Annotated in this window: 18 protein-coding genes; 15 read left to right on the top strand and 3 right to left on the bottom strand. The window is 68.5% G+C overall.

Translation table 11 applies throughout. The features are described 5' to 3' along the window. The 5 genes from nirB (at window position 1) to NS1_RS10270 (ending at window position 5,838) form a co-directional block, all read left to right on the top strand. A complete protein-coding gene (nirB, locus tag NS1_RS10250; protein ID WP_062983661.1) occupies window positions 1-2,568 on the top strand; it encodes a nitrite reductase large subunit NirB in 2,568 nt (855 codons plus the stop codon). A gap of 63 nt (window positions 2,569-2,631) precedes the next feature. Beyond that, the gene (nirD, locus tag NS1_RS10255; RefSeq protein WP_056812868.1) at window positions 2,632-3,012 is read left to right on the top strand and encodes a nitrite reductase small subunit NirD; all 381 of its coding nucleotides are present in this window, start codon (window positions 2,632-2,634) and stop codon (window positions 3,010-3,012) included. Further along, a complete protein-coding gene (locus NS1_RS10260) occupies window positions 3,009-4,256 on the top strand; it encodes a uroporphyrinogen-III synthase (protein ID WP_056812864.1) in 1,248 nt (415 codons plus the stop codon). Before nirD ends, NS1_RS10260 begins: the two co-directional genes overlap by 4 nt. Next, complete coding sequence (locus NS1_RS10265; RefSeq protein ID WP_444980724.1) at window positions 4,253-4,987, top strand: sirohydrochlorin chelatase; 735 nt, start codon at window positions 4,253-4,255, stop codon at window positions 4,985-4,987. Before NS1_RS10260 ends, NS1_RS10265 begins: the two co-directional genes overlap by 4 nt. Before the next feature lie 80 nt (window positions 4,988-5,067). After that, complete coding sequence (locus NS1_RS10270; RefSeq protein WP_157125156.1) at window positions 5,068-5,838, top strand: hypothetical protein; 771 nt, start codon at window positions 5,068-5,070, stop codon at window positions 5,836-5,838. On the opposite strand, the gene NS1_RS10275 is transcribed toward NS1_RS10270, so the two are convergent. After that, entirely contained in the window at window positions 5,817-6,773 is a 957-nt protein-coding gene (locus NS1_RS10275; RefSeq protein ID WP_062983665.1) for a GlxA family transcriptional regulator, read from the bottom strand. The genes NS1_RS10270 and NS1_RS10275 overlap by 22 nt on opposite strands. Window positions 6,774-6,898: 125 nt before the next feature. On the opposite strand from NS1_RS10275, the gene NS1_RS10280 reads away from it, so the two are divergent. The 6 genes from NS1_RS10280 to NS1_RS10305 all read left to right on the top strand — a co-directional run bounded on the left by NS1_RS10280 (window position 6,899) and on the right by NS1_RS10305 (window position 14,622). Beyond that, complete coding sequence (locus NS1_RS10280; protein ID WP_062983667.1) at window positions 6,899-7,843, top strand: Rossmann-fold NAD(P)-binding domain-containing protein; 945 nt, start codon at window positions 6,899-6,901, stop codon at window positions 7,841-7,843. Window positions 7,844-7,900: 57 nt separating this feature from the next. Continuing rightward, window positions 7,901-12,025 (top strand): non-ribosomal peptide synthetase, encoded by a 4,125-nt coding sequence (locus NS1_RS10285; RefSeq protein ID WP_063816110.1) that lies wholly within the window; start codon window positions 7,901-7,903, stop codon window positions 12,023-12,025. Continuing rightward, a complete protein-coding gene (locus NS1_RS10290; protein WP_062983669.1) occupies window positions 12,022-12,699 on the top strand; it encodes a DUF6875 domain-containing protein in 678 nt (225 codons plus the stop codon). The genes NS1_RS10285 and NS1_RS10290 overlap by 4 nt, the downstream gene beginning before the upstream one ends. Before the next feature lie 56 nt (window positions 12,700-12,755). Then, the gene (locus NS1_RS10295; protein WP_062983671.1) at window positions 12,756-13,721 is read left to right on the top strand and encodes an alpha/beta hydrolase; all 966 of its coding nucleotides are present in this window, start codon (window positions 12,756-12,758) and stop codon (window positions 13,719-13,721) included. A 34-nt stretch (window positions 13,722-13,755) separates the two neighbouring features. After that, window positions 13,756-14,088, top strand: a complete 333-nt coding sequence (locus tag NS1_RS10300; RefSeq protein ID WP_062983673.1) for a TfoX/Sxy family protein — start codon at window positions 13,756-13,758, stop codon at window positions 14,086-14,088. Window positions 14,089-14,169: 81 nt separating this feature from the next. Further along, complete coding sequence (locus tag NS1_RS10305) at window positions 14,170-14,622, top strand: VOC family protein (RefSeq protein ID WP_056812845.1); 453 nt, start codon at window positions 14,170-14,172, stop codon at window positions 14,620-14,622. Window positions 14,623-14,677: 55 nt separating this feature from the next. Here NS1_RS10305 and NS1_RS10310 read toward each other — a convergent pair whose 3' ends face one another. Then, window positions 14,678-15,106, bottom strand: a complete 429-nt coding sequence (locus NS1_RS10310; protein WP_062983675.1) for an Ig-like domain repeat protein — start codon at window positions 15,104-15,106, stop codon at window positions 14,678-14,680. A gap of 177 nt (window positions 15,107-15,283) precedes the next feature. Between NS1_RS10310 and NS1_RS10315 the strand changes: the two genes are divergently transcribed. Together NS1_RS10315 and NS1_RS10320 are read left to right on the top strand one after the other, a co-directional pair. Further along, window positions 15,284-15,505, top strand: coding sequence for a DUF8691 family protein (locus NS1_RS10315; RefSeq protein WP_062983677.1), 222 nt, complete (start codon window positions 15,284-15,286; stop codon window positions 15,503-15,505). Window positions 15,506-15,650: 145 nt separating this feature from the next. Further along, the gene (locus NS1_RS10320; RefSeq protein ID WP_157125157.1) at window positions 15,651-18,248 is read left to right on the top strand and encodes a winged helix-turn-helix domain-containing protein; all 2,598 of its coding nucleotides are present in this window, start codon (window positions 15,651-15,653) and stop codon (window positions 18,246-18,248) included. A 2-nt stretch (window positions 18,249-18,250) separates the two neighbouring features. On the opposite strand, the gene NS1_RS10325 is transcribed toward NS1_RS10320, so the two are convergent. After that, window positions 18,251-18,868: a TetR/AcrR family transcriptional regulator gene (locus NS1_RS10325; protein ID WP_062983681.1), complete on the bottom strand. Its 618-nt coding sequence runs from the start codon at window positions 18,866-18,868 to the stop codon at window positions 18,251-18,253. Between the two features lie 116 nt (window positions 18,869-18,984). On the opposite strand from NS1_RS10325, the gene NS1_RS10330 reads away from it, so the two are divergent. Then, a complete protein-coding gene (locus NS1_RS10330; RefSeq protein ID WP_062983683.1) occupies window positions 18,985-20,358 on the top strand; it encodes a flavin-containing monooxygenase in 1,374 nt (457 codons plus the stop codon). Beyond that, window positions 20,355-21,503, top strand: coding sequence for a serine hydrolase domain-containing protein (locus NS1_RS10335; RefSeq protein ID WP_062983684.1), 1,149 nt, complete (start codon window positions 20,355-20,357; stop codon window positions 21,501-21,503). The genes NS1_RS10330 and NS1_RS10335 overlap by 4 nt, the downstream gene beginning before the upstream one ends.

The following is a 21,503-nucleotide window of genomic DNA, read 5'->3' on the forward strand; positions in this document are numbered from 1 at the left end:
ATGAACAGCACTCGCAAAACAGCGGTCGTGGTCGGCCACGGCATGGTCGGACACCGTTTCGTCGAAGCCCTTCGCTCGCGCGACGAGGCAGGCCAGTGGCAGGTCATCATCCTGTCGGAGGAGAAGCTGCCCGCGTACGACCGCGTCGGCCTTTCCTACTACGTCGGCAACTGGAACGCCGATGACCTGGCGCTGCCCGGCAACATGTACGACGGCGACGAACTGGTCGACCTGCGACTGGGCCAGCGGGGCGAGTCCATCGACCTCGAAGCCAAGACCGTCACCAGCACCAGCGGCGACGTCATCGCCTACGACGCGCTGGTCATGGCGACCGGCTCCTACCCGTTCGTGCCGCCGGTCCCCGGCCACGACCTGCCCGAGTGCTTCGTCTACCGCACCATCGACGATCTCGACGGCATCCGCGCCGCCGCCGAAGCTGCCGGTCCCGGCGCGCACGGTGTCGTCGTCGGCGGCGGTCTGCTCGGGCTGGAGGCGGCCAACGCGCTGCGCCTGCTCGGGATGACCCCGCACGTCATCGAGTACAACGGTCGCCTGATGCCCGCCCAGGTCGACGCGGGTGGTGGCGCGATCCTGGAGAAGCTCGTCACCGATATCGGCCTCAATGTGCACACCGGGGTCGGCACCGCCAAGATCGTCTCGCTCGAAACGGACACAGCGGAGGGCGCCGCAGCAGGCCGCGGAGTCACGGTGCACCTGTCCGACGACGCCGAGATCAGGGCGTCGCTGGTGGTGTTCTCCGCCGGTGTGCGCCCGCAGGACGCGCTGGCCAAGGCCTCGGGCCTCGAGACCGGCGCCCGCGGCGGCATCCTCACCGACCTCACCCTGCAGACCTCCGACCCGAGCGTCTACGCGATCGGTGAATGCGCCGCGATCGAGGGCGTCTGCTACGGCCTGGTCGCCCCCGGTTACACCACCGCCGAGATCGTCGCCGATCGCCTGCTCGGCGGCGCGGGCGAGTTCCCCGGTGCCGATATGTCCACCAAGCTGAAGCTGATGGGCGTCGACGTGGCCTCCTTCGGTGACGCCCACGGCACCACCGAAGGCGCACTCGAGGTCGTGCTGCACGACGCGGCCAAGGGCACCTACGCCAAGCTGGTCGTCTCCGACGACGCGCAGACCCTGCTCGGCGGCATCCTGGTCGGCGACGCGAGCCAGTACGCGGCCCTTCGCCCGCTGGTCGGGCGCCCGCTGCCCGCCGACGCCGCCGCGCTGATCTCCCCGGCCGGCGCCGAACTCGGTGCCGACGCGCTGCCCGACGACGCCCAGATCTGCTCCTGCAACAACGTCAGCAAGGGCGCCATCTGCGGCGCGATCGCCGAGGGCGCCTGCGATATCCCGGCCGTCAAGAGCTGCACCAACGCGGGTACCTCCTGCGGTGGCTGTGTGCCGATGATCAAGAAGCTGCTCGAGCAGTCCGGCGTGGCGCTGTCGAAGTCGCTGTGTGAGCACTTCACCCAGTCGCGTGCCGAGCTCTACGACGTGGTCGCCGTCACCGGCATCCGCACCTTCTCCGAACTGATCGCCAAGCACGGCAAGGGCTCGGGCTGCGATATCTGCAAGCCGACCGTCGCCTCGATCCTGGCGTCGACCTCGAGCGAGCACATCCTCGAGGGCGAGCAGGCCGCGCTGCAGGACACCAACGACCACTTCCTGGCCAACCTGCAGAAGAACGGCACCTACTCGGTCGTCCCCCGGATGCCCGGTGGCGAGGTCACCGCCGACCAGCTGATCGTGATCGGCGAGGTGGCCAAGGAGTTCGGCCTCTACGTCAAGGTCACCGGTGGTCAGCGCATCGACCTGTTCGGCGCCCGCGTGGAGCAGCTGCCGCTGATCTGGAAGCGCCTGGTCGACGTCGGCATGGAGTCCGGCCACGCCTACGGCAAGTCGCTGCGCACCGTGAAGAGCTGCGTCGGTTCCACCTGGTGCCGCTACGGCCAGCAGGACTCGGTCGGCATGGCCGTGTTGCTGGAGAAGCGCTACCGCGGCCTTCGTTCGCCGCACAAGATCAAGCTGGCCGTCTCGGGTTGCGCGCGCGAGTGCGCCGAGGCCCGCGGCAAGGACGTCGGCGTGATCGCCACCGAGCACGGCTGGAACCTCTACGTCGGCGGCAACGGCGGCCTGACCCCCAAGCACGCGGTGCTGCTGGCCGGTGACCTCGACGACGAGACCCTGATCAGCTACATCGACCGCTACCTGATGTTCTACATCCGCACCGCCGACCGTCTGCAGCGCACCGCGCCGTGGCAGGAGGCCCTCGAGGGTGGCTTCGACTACCTCAAGGCCGTCGTCTGTGACGACAGCCTCGGTATCGCCGCCGACCTCGAGGCCGCCATGGCCAAGCACGTCGAGGGCTACAAGGACGAGTGGGCCGCCGTGCTCGAGGACGAGAACAAGCTCTCGCGCTTCGTCTCCTTCGTCAATGCCCCTGACGAAGCCGACCCGACGATCTCGTTCGACGACAGCGGAGAACGCAAGGTACCAGTGCTCCTCGGTCTTCCCGGCATGCCCGTCGGTGTTGCTTCGGACACAGCACCGGCCGGGAAATAAGTACTTAACGCTGCGGAAACAGGGCGCCTGTACCAATAGGTAAGGCGTTCGGAGGAGGAACCGATGACCGTTATCGACACACCCACCATCACCACTGAGACCGCGACCTGGACCCAGGCGTGCAGGCTCGATTTCCTGATCCCGGGGCGCGGCGTTGCTGTCCTGCTGAAGGGCGGCCGTCAGGCGGCACTGTTCCTACTCACCGACGGCACGCTCGCCGCCGTCGGCAATATCGACCCGTTCGGCCGGGCCGCGGTGATGTCGCGCGGCATCATCGGTGATCGCGGCGGCGTTCCCGTCGTCGCGTCGCCGCTGCTCAAGCAGGCTTTCTCGTTGATCGACGGCCGTTGTCTCGACGACGAGTCCCAGTCCCTGCCGGTGTACGCGGTCCAACTCGACGGCGGCGTCGTCGCGGTCTCGAACGAGCCGGTGCCGACCCCATGACCTCTCCCACCGACACTGGCCCGTGTCTTGCCGGCTTCACCATCGGCGTCACCGCGGCTCGCCGCGCCGAGGAATTCAGCACCCTGCTCACCCGCAAGGGCGCGACCGTCACGTCAGCACCTGCTATTCGCATCATCCCGCTGGCCGATGACACCGAGCTCGAACGCGTCACCGAACTGCTGATCACCGATCCGCCGCAGATCACCGTCGCCACCACCGGCATCGGTTTCCGCGGCTGGATGGAAGCGGCCGAGGGCTGGGGTCTGGCCGAGGTCCTGCGCGACACCCTCGCCTCGACCCGGATGCTGGCCCGCGGCCCCAAGGCCAAGGGCGCGATCCGCGCGGCCGAGCTGCGCGAGGAATGGTCACCCGCCTCGGAGTCCTCGGCCGAGGTCCTCGATCATCTGCTCGCCGAGGGCGTCGAAGGCGTCCGCATCGCGGTGCAGCTGCACGGCGCGACCACCGAATGGGAGCCGGTTCCCGACTTCTGCGAGGTGCTGCGCTGCGCGGGCGCCGACGTGGTCCCGGTGCCGGTGTACCGGTGGGAACCGCCTGCCGATCGTGGGCCGATGGACACGATGATCGATGCGATCATCTCCGGCAGCCTGGACTGCGTCACCTTCACCAGCGCGCCCGCCGTGGCGTCACTGTTGATGCGCGCCAAGGAAACCGGGCTCTTGGAGTCGGTGCTGCACGCGTTCCGTGGCCGGGTGCTCGCTGCCTGTGTCGGACCGATCACCGCTGCTCCGCTCGAAGAGCTCGGCGTGCCGACCACGATGCCGGGCCGGGCCCGATTGGGTGCGCTGGCTCGCCATGTGGCAGAAGAACTTCCGCGCCGCGCCAGCCGGATCTACGCGGCCGGTCATCTGATCAGCGTGCGCGGTGGATGCGTCGTCGTCGACGGTGAGGTGCGTCAGCTGGCGCCCGCCCCGATGGCGTTGATGCGGTCGCTGGCTCGTCAGCCGGGTCGGGTCGTCTCGCGCGAAGACCTGCTGGCCGCGCTGCCGGGCGGCGGCGACGACACCCATGCGGTGGAGACGGCGATCGCGCGACTGCGGGCCGGTCTGGGGACCCCCAAGGCGATTCAGACAGTGGTGAAGCGTGGGTACCGGCTGGCGTTGGACGCGGCCGACTGCTCCGATACTCCTCCTCCCGCGCGAGCGGCTGTCCAGGCACCGCACGCCGCGGGGATCGGAACGCCCGCTCGCTCGCCCCGGCCCGCCCAAGCGATCGGGGTGTGGTGAGCGCCGGGCTGCCGGGTGATCCGGCACTGGTGCTGGTCGCGCACGGAACTCGCAGTGCGCGCGGGGTGGAAATGATCGCCGCGCTCGCCGAGGCGGTGGCCGCCGAGCTCGGCGTCACGGTGTCCTCGGCGCCGAATGCCTCGCTGCGGACCGCCTTCGTCGACGTGCTCGGGCCCTCGCCTTCGGAGGTTCTGCGCGATCTCGACGGGCCCGCTGTGGTGGTTCCGGCGTTTCTCGCCTCGGGGTATCACGTGTATCAGGACGTTCCGCGTGAGGTTGCCGAGAGTGGGCATAGCGCGGTCGCCGTGACGGCGGCGATGGGACCGGATCCGGCGTTGACGCGGATCATGGCGGTGCGCTTGCGTGCTGCCGGGTGGAAGCCGGGCGACGCGGTCGTTTTCGCGGCTGCCGGTTCTTCGGATTCGCGTGCGCGACAGGATGTTCGGCGTGCCGCGGGGATGCTGGCCGAGCAGCTGGATGCGCCGGTGAAGATCGCCTACGTGGCGACCGGGACGCCTCGGGTGCCCGAAGTTGTTGCCTCGCTTCGTGAGTCGGGTGCCGAGCGGGTGTACATCGCGTCCTATCTGTTGGCACACGGTCTCTTTCACCAGCGGTTGCACGATGCGGGCGCCGATGGGGTGGCCGATCCGATCGGTGTGCATCCCGGGGTTGTTCGATTGATCGTCGATCGGTACCGGAGCGCGGCTCGGGAGCTGGTCGGCGTTCGCTGAAGCCGATCCCGCGCAGTCAGCCGGTGTCGGCGGCGGCGACTAGAGTTGGCCCCGACTTCACAACAAGGGGGCACAGCTCGATGTCAGATTCGTCCGCAGGTCAGGGTTATCCGTCGCAGGATGACGGGCTGACGGCGTATCCGGATGAGTCGGCAGCGCGCGGCCCCGTGAACCCGGTGGTTCCCGTGGCCTATTCGCAGGCGCCGAGCCAGGCCGTACCGCAGCCGCCGTATGGACCGGTGCCGGGTGCGCTGGGATCGCCGCCACCCTACGGGCCGACGCCTCAGCCCTATGGGCCGAGCGCTCCGTATCCCGTGCCGACCGGCCCCTATCCGCCGGTGGACGCCGCGCCGCGGGTGGTGCCGCAGAGTGTGCAGATCGCGTTCTACGTGATGCTGGCCGGGGCGGTGGTCACTTTGCTCGCCATGGCCTACTCGCTCACCATGCTCGACGAGGCACGCAGCAATGCGCTCGACGCGTCAGGTGGCGTGCTGCGGGGAGACGACCTCGATCTACTCGTGTACGCGACCATCGGTGGGAGCATCGCGAGTTCACTGGTCACGGCGGGGCTGTGGGTGTGGATGGCCTTCGTCTGCCGGGCGGGCAAGAACTGGGGACGGATCACGGGCACGGTGTTCTTCGGGCTCAACGCGCTGTTCTATGTCGTCGGCACGGTGATGGTGATGGTCACCTCGACGGCCGGTATCGCGCTGGTGTTCAGCACCGTCACGCTGGCTGTCGGGCTGGCCGCGGTGATCCTGTTGTGGAACGGCATGTCCGGTCCCTACTTCGCGCCACGCACGCCACCGGGCTACCAGCCCTACCCTGGCTATCCGCCGGTCGCGCCGTAGGCGAAGTTCGCCCGGTAGACACTCGGGGGAACGCCGACCAGGCGAACCATGTGCTGGCGCAACGACTCCGCCGACCCGATCCCGCTGTGCCGTGCGACCTGCTCGATCGGCAACGAGGTCGATTCCAGCAGTTCCCGCGCTCGGTGGATGCGCTGACTCAGTAGCCATTTCTGTGGGCTCTGGCCGGTTTCCTCGTGGAATCGGCGGGTGAGGGTGCGCACGCTGGTTCGCGCGTGCTCGGCCAGTTCGCGTAGCGACAGGGGAGTGTCGAGGCGCTCCAGCGCCCAGGCCCGGGTGGCGGAGAGCGAGAGATCGTCGTCGGCGGGGAGCGGGGTGTCGACGAACTGGGCTTGGCCGCCGGCCCGCACGGGAGTGACCACCGCCGCTCGTGCGGCGGCATTGGCGACCGTGGCGCCGTAGTCGGCTCGAATCAGATGCAGGCACAGGTCGATTCCGGCCGCCGCGCCTGCCGCGGTGGTCACCGGCCCGTCTTCGATGAACAGTGCGTCGGAGCGCACCCGGACGAGGGGATGGTCGCGGGCCAGTTCGTCGGCCAGGCCCCAGTGCGTGGTCGCGGCGCGGCCGTCGAGGAGACCGGCCTGGGCGAGCACGAACGCGCCGCTGCAGATCGAGGTGACCAGGATGCCGCGGTCGACGGCCGCGCGCAGCGCCCGCAGGGTCACCGGATCCGCGTCGGTGCGGCTGCCCGTACTCGGCACGATCACCGCGTCGGCGGAGTCGAGAACATCGAGCCCGTGCCGGATCACGACGTCGAATCCGCCGGGAGTCGACGGCAGCACCCCCGGCTCGGCCGTGCAGACCACCACCCGATAGCCGGGTTCACCGTCGATCATGACCGAGCCCATCAGGGTTTCCGGCATCGACAGATCGAAGGACTTCACCGGCGGCACGGCAACCACGGCAATCGTCTTCATGGCCTGATCCTTGGGATAGATGGCATTCCGGCCACTAGTCTAGTCCTCGCGGCAACGGCATCGTCGAAGGTGCGGGCGGAACCCCGCAGCTCCACCGAAAGCTGTTGTCGTGAAAGGAAATTCATATGTCCACTCAGGTAGTTGTCGGCCGAGGTGGTACCGCGACCGCCACCGCGTTGTTGCTCGCCGAGGCCGGAGATCGCGTGCGGATGGTGAGCCGGAGCGGGCTGGGCCCCGACCATCCCAACGTGGAACCGATCGCGCTAGACGCACTCGACACCACCGCACTGACCGAGATCGCGACCGGCGCGGACAGCGTCTTCAATCTGGCTATGCCCGCGTATCACACCTGGCCGGAAACGGTTCCGCCCCTGTTCGGTTCGATCCTGTCGGCGACGGAAAGCGTCGGCGCCGACTTGGTCATGCTGGGAAATCTGTACGGCTACGGCCCGGTCGACGGCGTCGTCAGCGAACGCACCCCGCTCGCCGCGACGGGGAGCAAAGGCGCGGTGAGGGCCAGGATGTGGACCGATGCCCTCGCCGCGCACGAGGCGGGCCGGTTGCGTGTCACCGAACTGCGCGCGGGTCAATTCCTCGGCGCGGGTGCTGTCTCGGTCTTCTCCCTGCTCGTTCAGTCCGCGGTGCTGGCGAACACCCCGGCCCGGGTGCCGCAGGAACTCGACCTCGCACACTCGTTCACCGCGATCGGCGACGCCGCTGCCGCACTGGTCACCCTCGCGCGCGACGACCGGTCGTGGGGGAGGGCCTGGCACGCCCCGGTGATCACCACGACCGTGCGTGCGGCCGCGACCAGGCTCGCCGCGCTGGCAGGCGCCGCGACACCGGAACTGGCGGTGCTCACCGACGCGGAGATCACCGAACTCGCCCAGCAGGACCCGTTCTGGGCCGAACTGTTCGAGACGAAACACATGTCCCATCGTGAGTTCGTCGTCGACGATTCGGCGATGCGGACCACCTTCGGTCGCGCCGCGTCGACGCTGGACGAGGTACTCGCCGAGGTGGTCACCGCCGACGCGGCCGCGCGCGTAACCGTGCCCGACGCGGGGTAGATGCCGTAGGTTTGCCGGAGAACCAGTCAACAGTTGCTCCGAATCCCGGGAGGCCCGGTGCGGCAAGGTGAGGGTGGTATCGGCGCGGTAGCTGCCGTGGTGACGGCCGAGGCTGCGCCGATTCCCTTGTCGGCCGGGCAATTACGCTGGTGGGTAGCTCATCAGCTGGCACCCGACGTGCCCGCCACCATCGCCCTGTATCTGGATCTGCGTGGGCCACTGGACATCGCGCGCCTCGGCACGGCGATGCGCACGGCGGCGGCGCGACTGCAATCACCCCATGTGCGCCTACGTCTCATCGACGGCCGACCCCACCAGTACCTCGACCCGGCCGTATTCGGCGAACTCACCGAGATCGACCTCACCGGCGACACGTTGGATCCGAGTCAGGACTCGGGCTGCTCCAGGGTGGCCGAAGCGCTGTCGCGGATGGAAGCCGATCGCCGAGCTCGGCTGGATCTGTGCGGGGACCCGATCACCGTCGCCGTGTTGTACCGCGTGGGTCCCGAACGGTGCTTTCTCTACCTGCGCAGCCACCACCTGGTGCTCGATGGAGTCGGTGCGGCGGCGGTGTTGCGGCTCGCGGCCGAGAACTACTCGAAGTCAACAGATCTCGACCAGTCAGGTGTGCTGTCGATCGCGGACTTGGTCGACGTGGATCGGAGTTATCGCGACTCCCCCCGTGCGGTCGCGGATCGGGCATTCTGGGCCGAAGAGGTTGCCGGGCTGCCTGATCCGGTTGGGCTCGCCGGAATCGCCGCGCCCGCGTCGTCGGACCCACATCGGGTCTCGGCCCGTCTCGACGAGCGGACCGCGCACCTGCTGGCCCTCGCGAGACAGCGGTACGCGGCGAGCTTTCCGGAGTTGACCGCCGCTGCCTTCGCCGCCTTCCTGGCGAGAGTGTCGAGCGCCGACCAGGTCGTCTTATCGCTGCCCGTGGCCGCTCGGCCCACCGCGGCCCTACGCCGCTCGGCAGGTTCGGTCTCCAATGTCGTGCCCTTGCGCCTGCGCGACCTCACCACGACGTCAGTCGAAGACCTGATCGGCCAGGTGCGGCTGCGGGTGATCGGTGCCCTGCGCCACCAGTGCTACCGCTACGAGGACATCCAACGCGACCGTGGCGAAACCCAGATCGCCCGAGGCGGATTCGGCCCGGTGATCAACCTCCTCGGCTTCACCGCCCCGTTGAACCTCGGCCCCGTGACCGGCCACGCCCATCTCCTGAGCCTCGGCCCCGTCGAAGACCTCCTCGTCAACGGCTACCAACTCGGCCCCGACAACACCTCCGCGACCATCGACTTCCAAGCCAACCCGGCCCGCTACGACGCCGCCACCCTGGCCTGGTACCACCGCCTCTTCCTCGACTGGTTCGCCACCTTCCTGGCCGCCGACCCGACCCAGTCGATCCGCGACCTGACCCCCGCGCACGACGTACGGTCGTCCGCCGCTGAGAGTGTTGAACGGGCCGACGCACCTGTCGGTAGGTATCGCCGCAACGGGATCCAAGTGGTGCACGACTGTGCGGCAACAACTTCGACATTGAGCGACCTGCTCAGCGAGTTCGACGAGTCGGACCGCGTCGCCGTGGTGGACGGTGCCAGGTCGATGACCTACCGGGAGCTCGGTGAGTCGGCGACGCGGTGGGCCAGGGTGCTCATCGCGCACGGTGCCACGCCGGGAAGTCCGGTGCTCACCGCGATTCCGAGGTCACTCGAGTCCGTGCTGGCGGTGCGCGCCATCGCGGCCGCCGGTGCCTGCCTGACGCCGATCGATGTGGGCGATCCGAGCGAGCGGGTCGCCCGGATCATCGCCGGATCCGGTGCGGTACTCGGGCTGACGACACGGGCGGCGAACCCTGGGGAATCCGGCCATTCCTCCGGGGTCACATGGCTGCTGCTCGATGACGAGCGAACTCTGGCGCACGTCGCCGATCAGCCGTCGGAGCCGATCACCGACGCGGACCGCCACGGACGGCTGACACCCGCACACCTGGCCTACCTGATCCACACCTCGGGAACCACCGGGACGCCCAAAGGCGTCGCGGTCACCCACCGCGGCCTCGCTCCCTTGACCAGCCACCTGCTCGACCGCTACCGAACGACACCGGATTCGATAGTGCTGCACGCACATTCACCGGCGTTCGACGCACATCTGCTCGAACTCCTCGCCGCGTTCGCGGCGGGTTCACGCCTGGTAGTCGAACCGCCGACGGTCGTCGCAGGCGCGGAACTGACCGGACTGATCACCGAGCATCGAGTCACTCATCTGCTCACCACTCCCGCCGTGTTGGCGACCCTGCGCCCCGAGAAAGTGCCGACTCTGGCGGTGGTGGTAGTCGGTGGCGAGGCCTGCCCGCCCGAACTGGTTGCCGCCTGGGCATCCCGAGTCCGCTTGCACAACGGCTACGGCCCGACCGAGGCCACGGTGATGACCACCCAGTCGACGCCGCTGGTGCCGGGGGAGCCGGTGGCCATAGGCTCGCCGCTACCGGAAGTGTCCGCGCTGCTACTGGATCCGCACCTTCGAGCTGTCCCCACCGGTGCCCGCGCCGAGCTGTACCTCGGCGGACCGTGTGTGGCGCAGGGTTATCTCGGCGATCCCGCGAGTACGGCGGCACGGTTCGTGGCAGATCCCCGAGGCAACGGCGAGCGCGTCTACCGCACCGGCGATCTCGTCGGCCCGCGCGCCGACGGCGGCTACGAGTTCCTCGGCCGCATCGATACCCAACTGGCCGTGCGTGGCCGCCGCATCGAACCGGCCGAAGTCGAAACGGCCCTGCTCGCCGACCCCACCATCGCCCACGCCGCAGTCGACATCGCCGACGCGGGCACTCCCGCAGCGCGTCTCATCGGCTACGTCGTCCCTGCCCGAGCTCCCGGTCCGCAACCCTCCACACCGGCCACCACCTCCGGCAATGGCTCGGCCCTCGGCCGCCCCGGATCGGAGCATCCGTCCGCATCGGACACCGGCTTCGATGCCGCCGCATCCCTCGCCCGCCTCCGCACTGTCCTGCCCACAGCCCTGGTCCCCGCCGCGTTGATCACCCTCGACCGCCTCCCGCTGACAGCCAATGGAAAACTCGACCGCGCGGCACTTCCCACACCGCCCGCCACCCCCTACCGTCCGCCACGGACACCGCTACAACTCGTGGTCGCCACCACCTTCGCCCTCGCCTGCCACCTCGACGCGGTCGGCGCCGACGACGACTTCTTCGCCATCGGTGGCAATTCGCTGACCGGCGTGCGTGTTTCGGCGGAACTGGCCGAGTCGACGAACACCCCGATCACGGTCCGCTGGCTCTACACCGCACCGACGGTCGCCGCGCTCGCCCACCGCATCGAGACCTACCGTGCCGACGCCGACCCCGGCGCCGACGCCCTCGCCACTGTGCTGCCCTTGCGCACCGGCGGGACTCACCCACCCTTGTTCTGTGTCCACTCCGCCGTCCCGCTCGCCTGGTGCTACACCGGCCTGGCACGCCACATCACCGACCGTCCTGTCTACGGATTGCAAGCACCGACCTTGTCGGCGGCAGATCCGCAACCCGACGACCTGACCGTCGACTTCCTCGCCGCCACCTACGCCACCGAGATCACCCGCCTGCAACCCGAGGGCCCCATCCACCTGCTCGGCTGGTCCCTCGGCGGCCAACTCGCCCACGCCACCGCCGTCCGCCTGCGCGCCGAAGGTCGCGACGTCGCCACCCTCGCCATGCTCGACAGCGTCGTCGTCCCCGATTACGCCGACCCACCCCCGCGCCCCCGCATGCGCGACCTCCTCACCCACTTGCTCGGCGACGAACCCGATGACGCCGACACACTTGCCGACCTCTCCGCCGAGGAAGCCGCAGCCGAATTGGCCGGAGCCGGAGCGAGTCTCGGGTCCGGCCTCACCGTCGAACAACTCACCAGGCTGCACGAGGCCTACGCCGACGGTGTCCGCCTCTCCCACGGTTACCGCCCCGACCTGTTCGACGGCGACCTACTCTACTTCTGCGCCACCCAGGGCATGACCGCGTTCCTCGACGCCCAGATCTGGCGCCCTTTCGTCACCGGCCGTCTCATCGAACACCCCGTCGACACCACCCACGCCCAACTCACCAACGCCGACGTCGTCGCCCGCATCGGCCCGATCCTCGACCGTCACCTGCGCGAAGTCGAGATCGCGACGGCCACGACATGACCACTCTGCGCTCGACGAGAGGTCGACGTACCGACGCCACCTGGTGGTGCGTCTACGACGACCCCGCCCGCTGGTCCGCCGAACACCCACGAACAGCACCCTTGATCGACTGGTTCGCGAACACTCTCATGCGCCCCGACCCCGCCCAGGGCCGACCCGGCCCCGTGTGCCCGTTCGTCAAACCCGCTGCGGCACAGCACACCCTGTGGATCGCCGAACTGACAGACACCGGCGAGATCGCCGCGGCCGTCGACGACGCCTTCGAGCTCTACCGCACTCTCGACCACACCCCGGCGGTCCTCACCGTCTTCCCCGAGCTCGCGGACACTGCCCGCATCGACGCCGCGCACGCCGCTCGCAAGAGCGACATCGTCCGCGCGGGTGCGATGCTCGGCCAGTTCTATCCCGGCTGTCCGGTCGCGGGCCTGTGGAACCGTGACTACCGCCCGCTGCACGCCCCGCTGCCGATGCTGGTGATCCGCCCGATGATGAACACCGATTTTCCGTTCCTCGTCGGCGAACCGGAGTGGCTCTCGGCCTATCTCGCCCGGCACGCGCCAGGGCTCCCGCGCAAGCTGCGCGCCACGATTGCGGATCGGATGCACGTGCCCGACGCGGGACCCGCCTCGATCACCGAACTGTGCGCACATTTTCCGGATGAACACGCACAATAGGGACACGAACCGCCCAATGCCGGACATTAGCGGGGTCATGCGGCACACTACGTCGCATGCGTCGGCTTGTGTGCTGTCTGCTCGTCCTGCTCGGCTGTGGTTTCGTCGTCTCGCCCATGGCGTCGGCGGAATCCGGGATCCTCGATGTCCGCCCGCTCGGTGGCAGACAATTCGAGGTGGTCGTGTATTCCGCGGCGATGAATCGCCCGATCACCCTCTGGATGTCGCATCCGGGGTCCGGCGCGCCCGCGCTGTACCTGCTGAACGCGGTCGACGGTGGCGAGGGCGGCGGGCCGTGGATGCGGCGCACCGATGTGGTCGACTTCTTCGCCGACAAGCCGGTGAATGTGATCGTCCCGATCGGCGGCCGCGCCAGCATGTACACCGACTGGCAGCGCGACGACGGCGCGTTGGGCCGCAACAAGTGGTCCACCTTCCTGACGAACGAACTTCCCCCGCTGCTCAACGAACGATTCGGCATGACCGGCGCCAATGGCATCGCGGGCCTGTCGATGTCGGCTACCTCGGCGTTGAACCTGGCGATCGCCGCACCCGGCCTGTATCGCGCGGTCGGCGCCTTCAGCGGGTGCACCCAGACCGGCAACCCGCTCGCGGAGACGCTGGTTCGCGCCCAACTGGCCACCTTCGGCGCCGACGCCACCAATATGTGGGGAGCTCCCGGCGACCCGGCATGGGCGGCCAACGATCCGACCGTGCACGCCGACCGTCTGCGTGGCACCGCCATCTATCTGTCCTCGGGTAACGGCGCTCCCGGCCCGTACGAGGCGTTCAACGACCCGAGCATCGCGGGCAATGTCGGCGTGCTGGTCGATCGCCTGCTGGTCGGCGGCACCATGGAAGCCGTCGTCGGCAGCTGTTCGAGTCCGCTCGCGGGCCGTCTTGCCCAACTCGGCATCCCCGCCGACATCCGCTTCCGCGCCGCGGGCACCCACGCCTGGCCCTACTGGCAGGACGACGTCCACGATTCCTGGCCCATGTTCGCCGCGGCCCTCGGCATCTGAGTTCGGTGTCGGTGGCTCGGCGCACACTGAGCTGATGGCATACGACGAGGAACTCGCCGAGCGGATCCGGGAGATCGTCTACCCGCGCCGCGACCTCACCGAGCGGAAGATGTTCGGCGGTCTCGCCTTCCTGATCGGCGGCAATATGGCTGTGGCCGCCAGCGGCAAGGGTGGGCTGCTGGTGCGGGTCGCCCCGGCCGAAGGCGATGGTCTGCTCGACGGGTCGGCGATCACGCCGATGGTGATGGGCGGGCGCGAGCTGCACGGCTGGCTGCGAGTAGCCCCGGAAACGGTCGACGACGACACCGTCCTGCGGGAATGGGTCGAACGCGGGGTGCGGTTCGCCGCGACCTTGCCGCGAAAATAAAAGTTCGGCGGATGTGTCGAAGCGTGATGATCGGCTCCGACCAGGGAGTGAAGCAGAGCCACTCACCCCAAGGAGCACATCATGTCCGTCAACACTTTCCTCTGGTTCGACGCCGACGCCGAAGCGGCGGCCGAACTCTATGCCGCGTCCGTCCCGAACTCGCGCATCGTCGAGGTCACCCGCCAGGGGGACGGCTCGGCCTTCATCGTCACCCTCGACCTCGACGGTCAGGCCGTCACCTTGATGAACGGCGGCCCGGGTCACCCGCACAGCGATGCCGCGTCGCTGCAGGTGGTCGTCGATACCCAGGACGAGATCGACAGCCTCTGGGACGCGCTGTCGCGGGACGGCGGAACCCCCGGCCCGTGCGGCTGGCTCACCGACCGGTTCGGGGTGTCCTGGCAGGTCGTGCCTGCCGTGCTGACCAAGCTCATGGGTGGTGAGGTCGACCGTGTCATCGCCGTCGGTACGGCGCTGCGCTCGATGTCCAAGCTCGACATCGCCGCCCTGCAACAGGCCTACGACCAGGTCTGAACGCAGAACGGCCGCCGCGGGGAGAGGTTCGCGGCGGCCGGACTGTTCGAGTGGGCTAGCCGGCCGAGCCCGACAGCAGCCCACTCAGGTCAGCGGAACCGGTACTCGTCCCACCACCGGGTGGGGTGGGCTTCGGCGCGACGGTGATGGTGACGGTCTTGGAGCTGACGAGTTCCTGCACCGCCTTGATCTCGTGCGCGCCGGTGGTCTTCGGCGTCCAGGTGATGGTGGCCTTGCCGTCCGACACCGAGACCGGCTCACCGATCTGGGTGCCGTTGTCGGTGAAGGTCACCTTGAACAGGAACGAGGTGGACGTGACATCGGCGGTGACGGTGTAGGCGGTATCGACATAGTGGGTGCTACCGCTCACCGCGATCCCCTGCACGAGCGCCGAAGCCTGCGGTGCTGCCAGCACGGCGGCCGCGGCCACCGCGGTGAAAGCCGTAAGTCCGAAACCGGCACGCCGCGCCTGGTAGATCTTCATGATGTTCTCCTGTTCGCGCTGATGATGAGCGCGACATTAGCCAGCGGATCCGGCCCGCGTCCCGGAAACTGAAATAACAATGTTTAAAAGTGTGGGAGCCGGTTGCTCCGCAGGTGGCGAGCGAATTCACCCGGAGCGGATGAGGCAGCCGCGGCGACCGGCCGCGACACTGGGGCCATGTCGACGCCCGGGCCGCTCCGCTACCAGTTCGTTGTCGAGGGCGAGCTGTCCGAGCGTGTCCTCGCGGCTTTTCCCGAGCTGCGCCCCAGCTCGCATTCGCCCACCGGGACGACCACCCTGTTCGGCCTCGTCGCCGACAGCACGGCCATGCGCGGGGTGATGGCCCGCATCGACACCCTCGGCCTCACGCTGCTGAGCATGTCCCAGTTGCCCGACTGAGCGTTCGCCGACGAGTGGACGTCGATCTGATAACGAGCGGCCCCACTTCACCTCGCCAGCAACCGCGCAGCCTCCGCTTGGCCTACCGTCGATCTCGGCGGAGGTCGGCCGCCACGCGATGAAAAGCGTGTTCAGGAGGGTGAAGATGGCTTCGTCGTCGGGTTCTCTGGAAGTTCATAGCGGCGGCTCGGTGATAGCTGTGGTCGGTCCGTGTGCCGGTCTCCCTGAGCTGTCCTTCGCTCCGGTTCGCTGCAACGAGGCCTTCGCCCGTTTGGATCGGGCACAGGCGGCCACCGGGCACACCGTGCTGCTGTGCGGACCGGCGGGCAGTGGGAAGACGGTCGTGCTGGTCGACTGGGTACGCCGCAGGTGCTCGGCGCGCGTCGCATGGTTGACCGTGGCCGACCATCGGGGCACCGACCTGCTGGCCGAGATCGCCCGAACCCTCTATCCCACACCGGATTTCGTGCCGACAGGCGTGCTGCAGACGCCGATGGACCGTGCCGTGAATCTCCTCGCCGGCCTGGTCGATGTCGAGCCGACGGTGCTGGTGATCGACAACGCCCACCTGCTCACCGACCCGCTGCAACTCGCCGGGCTCGAATACCTGCTCACGCACCTGCCCGCCCAGCTCACCGTGTTGATCGCGAGCCGTTTCGATCCGCCACTGCGCTGGCACGCCCTCGACCTGGCGGGCAGGCTCACCCGGATCGGCGTGCCCGAACTCGCGCTCGCCCCGGATCGGGTCGCCCAACTGCTCGCCCAGCACGGCTGCCGACTCGACGACGCCGAGCTCGCCGTGGTCCAGAACCTGACCCGTGGCTGGGCCGCACTGGTTCGCATCGCGGCGATCTGCCTGTCGGCCACCGGGACCGACCGCGATACGGCCCTCGCCGCGCTGGCCCGCCCCTCGCACGCGGTCGCCGACTTCCTGGTCGCCGAACTGCTCGCCTCGCTACCGGCGCCGACTCTCGAATTCTTGCTCGCCACAGCGGTTCCCGCGCAATTCAGCTTGCCGATGGCCGAAGATCTGGTGGGTGGCGACGCCGCCCGCATCCTCGACGAACTGCTGCGCGCCAACTTTCCCTTGCACACCGTCGCCCACGCGGGCGAACTCTGGCACACCTACCACCCGCTCCTGCGGGCCTACCTGCTCGCCGAGGCCGCCTACACCAGGCCGGATCGCCTGCCTGATTGCCATCGCCGGGTGGCGGCCTGGTTCACCGCGGCCGCGATGCCGGGTCCCGCGCTCGAGCACATCGTGGCCGAGCCCGGCGCGCCAGGGCTGGTGCCCTTCCTGCGCGACTGGGGGCTGCGCATGGTGCTGGAAGGAACGGGCCACACCCTGCTCGCCGCCGTCGACAACCTTTCCGAGCACGACACTTTCGTTCGCCTGCTGCGCGCGGCCGTCGCGGTGGAGTCGGGTGATATCGCCGCCGCCGAGGTCTATCTCGAAGCCGCCCACGTCGGCCCGGATTCGGCGGCGCCGATGGTGCCCACCGAGTGGGTGGCCGCCCTCGATCATGCGGTGAGCGCGGGAGTCGCTGTCCTGGTAGGTGATTCGGCCTCGATGCCATGGCCGCTGCCACCGGTGACCGGACAGCCCGACCTCGACTGCTACGCCGCGCTGTACTGCGGAATCGCCGAGATCTACGGCGGTGAGCTCGACAGCGGCGCCACGTCTGTGCGCCACGCGATCGTGCACTCCGAGCAGGTCGGGCTGGGTCGCGTCGCGGTCCGCGCCAGAACCGCGACGGCCGTGGCGGCCGGGATGGCGGGCCGGGTCGGCGAGCTTCGGGCGCTGGCGGCCCAGGCGATCGAGTGCGCCGAGCGCTACGACCTCGCCGGTTCGGGCGATGCCGCCGCGGCGAGGGCGCTCGCGGCCTATGGCGCGTATGAACAGGGCCTGGATTTCGAGCGGCCGTTGCCGAGTCTGCCCGCGGCCGCCGCCGACGAGACGGTGGTCCCCGCGCCGGTGCGCCTGGCGGCGATCATGACCGGCGTGCTGATGTTCGGCGACGCCACGGATCGCTCGGCCGCGGCGGTCGCGCTGAGCAAGCGACTTCATCGCCTGCTCGACGAATCGCCCACGCTGCACGGCACCGGCGGACTGGTCACCGATGTGCTGTGGCTGCTGCTGCGCGTACAGGCCAGGGCGGACGCGCAGCAACTGATCGACCACGCGACGCGGGCGCTCGGCCGGACCCCCGACATGATTGTCGCCGAAGCGGGACTGGCGCTCTACGCCCATCGCCCCGCCGTCGTGCTGACGTTGCTGGAACCGCTGCTCGCCACCGCGCGGTTGTCCTCGCGATCGCTGGTCACGGCGTGGCTGCTGGTCGCGGTCGCCGCCGACCGTCTCGATCGCCCCCGCAAGGTCGACGACGCCTGCGAGCAGGCCCTCGCCCACGCGGCCACCGAACAGTTGGCTCGCCCGTTCCTCGATGTCCCCGCGGCTGACGAGCTGCTCTCCCGCATCGGCGCGCGCTTCGGTCAGTACGCGGCTCTGGTCGACCGTATCCGCGCCTATCGGGGCACCACCGCGGGCGCGCCACAGCTCACCGATACCGAATTGGTGGTGCTTCGCCAACTTCCCTCCGGCATGACGGCCGGCAATATCGCCGCCGACCTGGGCGTCTCGGTGAACACCGTCAAGACGCACCTGCGCGGGATCTACCAGAAACTCGCCGTCAACGCCCGGGCCGAGGCGATCGCCCAGGCCCGTGTGCTCGGCCTGCTCTGAGCTCAGTCCGGCGCTTGGAGGGCCGGAAACCAGACATCGGTGAGTACCGCCGCGGCCTGTGCGGCCGAGACGTCGATGGTGCCCTGCATCGCCCAGCGGGTGAAGAACCGCTCGAGCTGGGCGACGAGCAGTTCGATCCGCAGCCGGGCCTCGTCGCGGCGGTGTTCGGGCCAGCGGGCGAGGTAGGCGGGCATGGTGTCGGCCAGGGTCATGATGCCCTCGCGCGCCACCGCGCGGAATTCCGGTTCGAGCGCGGTGGCCTCGTCCCAGGCCGGGAGCATGTCCTTGTTCGTGAAGAACCAGTCGATCGCGCGAGTCATCCAGTCCGCGAACGACTCTCGGGACCCGACGGTGAGCACCCGGTCGAGGTCGGCGTAGAAATCCCGCACGCTGGCGAGGGTGCCTTCCTGCGCGATGGCCCGCAGCACCTCGCCCTTGCTGGTGAAGTGCAGGTAGAAGGTCGCCCGGCTACAGCCGACAGCGGCGGCGATGTCGTCGACGCGGACATCGGAATAGCCCTGCGTCTCGAACAGGGTGCGCGCGGTCTCGACGATCCTGGCCTTCGTCAGACGCTTCTGTTCCTCGCGCAACGATCCACGGCGGGCGGGTTCGGTCGTCATGGGGCCATCTTAGACGATCCGCTCATTCACTAGACATGGTGTCCAGCGAGACGCTATCGTGTGTTTCACGTCACCCGGCATGGTCGTCGAGGACCGAGGCCGCTCAGGAGTTGCGCATGGATACAGGTCAATTACCCAAGGTATGCGTCATCGGCGCCGGACCTTCGGGTATCACCGCCGCCAAGAGGCTTGCCGAGAACGGAATTCCGTTCGATTGCTACGAAGCCTCCGACGAGGTCGGCGGCAACTGGTACTTCAAGAACCCCAATGGCATGTCGGCGTGCTATCAGAGCCTGCACATCGACACCTCGAAGTACCGCCTGCAATTCGAGGACTTTCCGGCACCGGCGGATTGGCCGCACTTCCCGCACCATTCCCAATTGCTGCAGTACTTCAAGGACTATGTCGACCACTTCGGGTTGCGGGATCGGATCCGGTTCAACAGCCTGGTCACCGCCGCCGAGCGTGACGACGCGGGTCTGTGGCGGGTGACGACGGCGGCGGGCGAGACCGAGGTCTACGACGCGCTGATCGTCTGCAACGGACACCACTGGAATCCTCGATTCCCGGACTACCCGGGCGAGTTCGACGGTGTGCTCATGCACAGCCATGCCTACAATGATCCGTTCGACCCGATCGATATGCGCGGCAAGCGGATCGTGGTGGTCGGCATGGGTAACTCGGGCCTCGACATCGCCTCGGAACTGTCCCAGCGCTTCCTCGCCTCGAAGCTGTTCGTTTCCGCCCGCCGGGGCGTGTGGGTGCTGCCCAAGTACGTCAACGGGCAGGTGGGCGACCGTGCGTCGATGCCCGCGTGGATTCCGGCCAAGATCGCGCTCAAGCTCAAGCAGCGCTTCGTCCGCAAGAACCGCGGCGAGATGTCGACCTACGGTCTGCCGACACCCGATCACGAGCCGTTCGAGGCACATCCGTCGGCGAGTGAGGAATTCCTGCACCGGGCCGGCTGCGGCGACGTGGAGTGCAAGCCCGCGATCACCCGATTGGCAGGCGACACAGTGCATTTCGCCGACGGCAGCACCGAGCAGGTCGACGTGATCGTCTGCGCCACCGGCTACCACATCAGCTTTCCGTTCTTCACCGACACCGAGTTGGCCCCCGACGCGGACAACCGGTTCCCGCTGTTCCAGATGATGATCAAGCCCGGTGTGGACAATCTGTTCTATCTCGGTCTGGCCCAACCGATGCCGACGCTGGTGAACTTCGCCGAGCAGCAGAGCAAGCTCGTAGTGGCCTACCTGACCGGTCGCTATCACCTGCCACCGCGCGCGGAGATCGACGAGGTGCTCGGGGCACAAGAAGCCAAACGCTCCGGTCGCTATTACGATTCGCCACGGCACACCATCCAGACCGAATTCGAGCCGTACGTGCGCTCGATGACCAAGGAGATGGAGCGCGGCGCGAAACGTGCCGCCGCCGCGGGCAATGCCCTGCCGGTGCCCGCTCGGGTGACGGCCGAGGTGGCACGATGAGCACCTCTTCTGGCTTCTGTCGCGACGAATTCGCTGGTGTGCGTGCGGCATTCGATGAACACCTCAGCTCCGGGGCCGAACTCGGCGCCGCGCTGTGCGTCACTGTCGACGGCGATCCGGTCCTCGATCTGTGGGGCGGCTACGCGGATCCTGAGCAGCAGACCGCCTGGGGAGCCGACACCCTGGTCAACGTCTTCTCGGTCACCAAGACGATGACGGCGCTGTGTGCCCTGCTGCTCGTCGACCGCGGCGAGCTCGACGTCGATCAGCGGGTTGCCCACTACTGGCCCGAATTCGCGGCCAACGGCAAGGCCGACATCGAAGTCCGCCACCTGCTCTCGCATACCTCGGGCGTCTCGGGCTGGGACAAGCCGATCACGCTGTCCGATATCTACGACACCGAGGCCGCCGCTGCCCGCCTGGCGACGCAGGCGCCCTGGTGGGAGCCGGGCACCGCCTCGGGCTATCACGCCATCAACTACGGGCATCTCATCGGCGAACTGGTGCGCCGCATCACCGGCCGCTCGCTGGGCACGTTCTTCGCCGACGAACTGGCCGGGCCCTTGGGCGCCGATTTCCACATCGGTACCGGTCCCGAGCACGCCGACCGGATCGCCACCCTGATCCCGCCGGAAATGCCCGACTACGACCTGTCGACCCTGGACCAGAACAGCGTGCTGATCAAGACGCTCACCAGCCCCTGGCTGGAGGTCTCCGAAACCGCGACGCCGGCCTGGCGCGCGGCCGAGATCGGCGGCACCAACGGGCACGGCAACGCACGCTCGGTGGCCCGCGTCCAGTCGCTGATCGCCAACGGCGGCGAGCTGAGCGGCAGGCGGTTCCTCTCGCCCGCGACGATCGAGCTGATCTTCCGCGAGCAGGCCGACGGCATCGACCTGGCCTTGCTCGCCCCACTGCGCTTCGGCATCGGCTACGGGTTGCCCCGACCGGAGACCTTCCCTCACATTCCGGGTGGCCGGGTCTGCTGGTGGGCCGGGTACGGAGGTTCGATGGTGGTCAACGACCTGGATCGCCGAATCACTTTCGCCTACACCATGAATCGCATGGCGACGGGATTGATCGGTTCCGATCGGTGCGACAGCTACCTGAAAGCCACTTTCGACGCGGTAGGAGACGCCCGATGA

This window comes from Nocardia salmonicida NBRC 13393 (assembly GCF_001613085.1).
GTDB lineage: Bacteria > Actinomycetota > Actinomycetes > Mycobacteriales > Mycobacteriaceae > Nocardia > Nocardia salmonicida.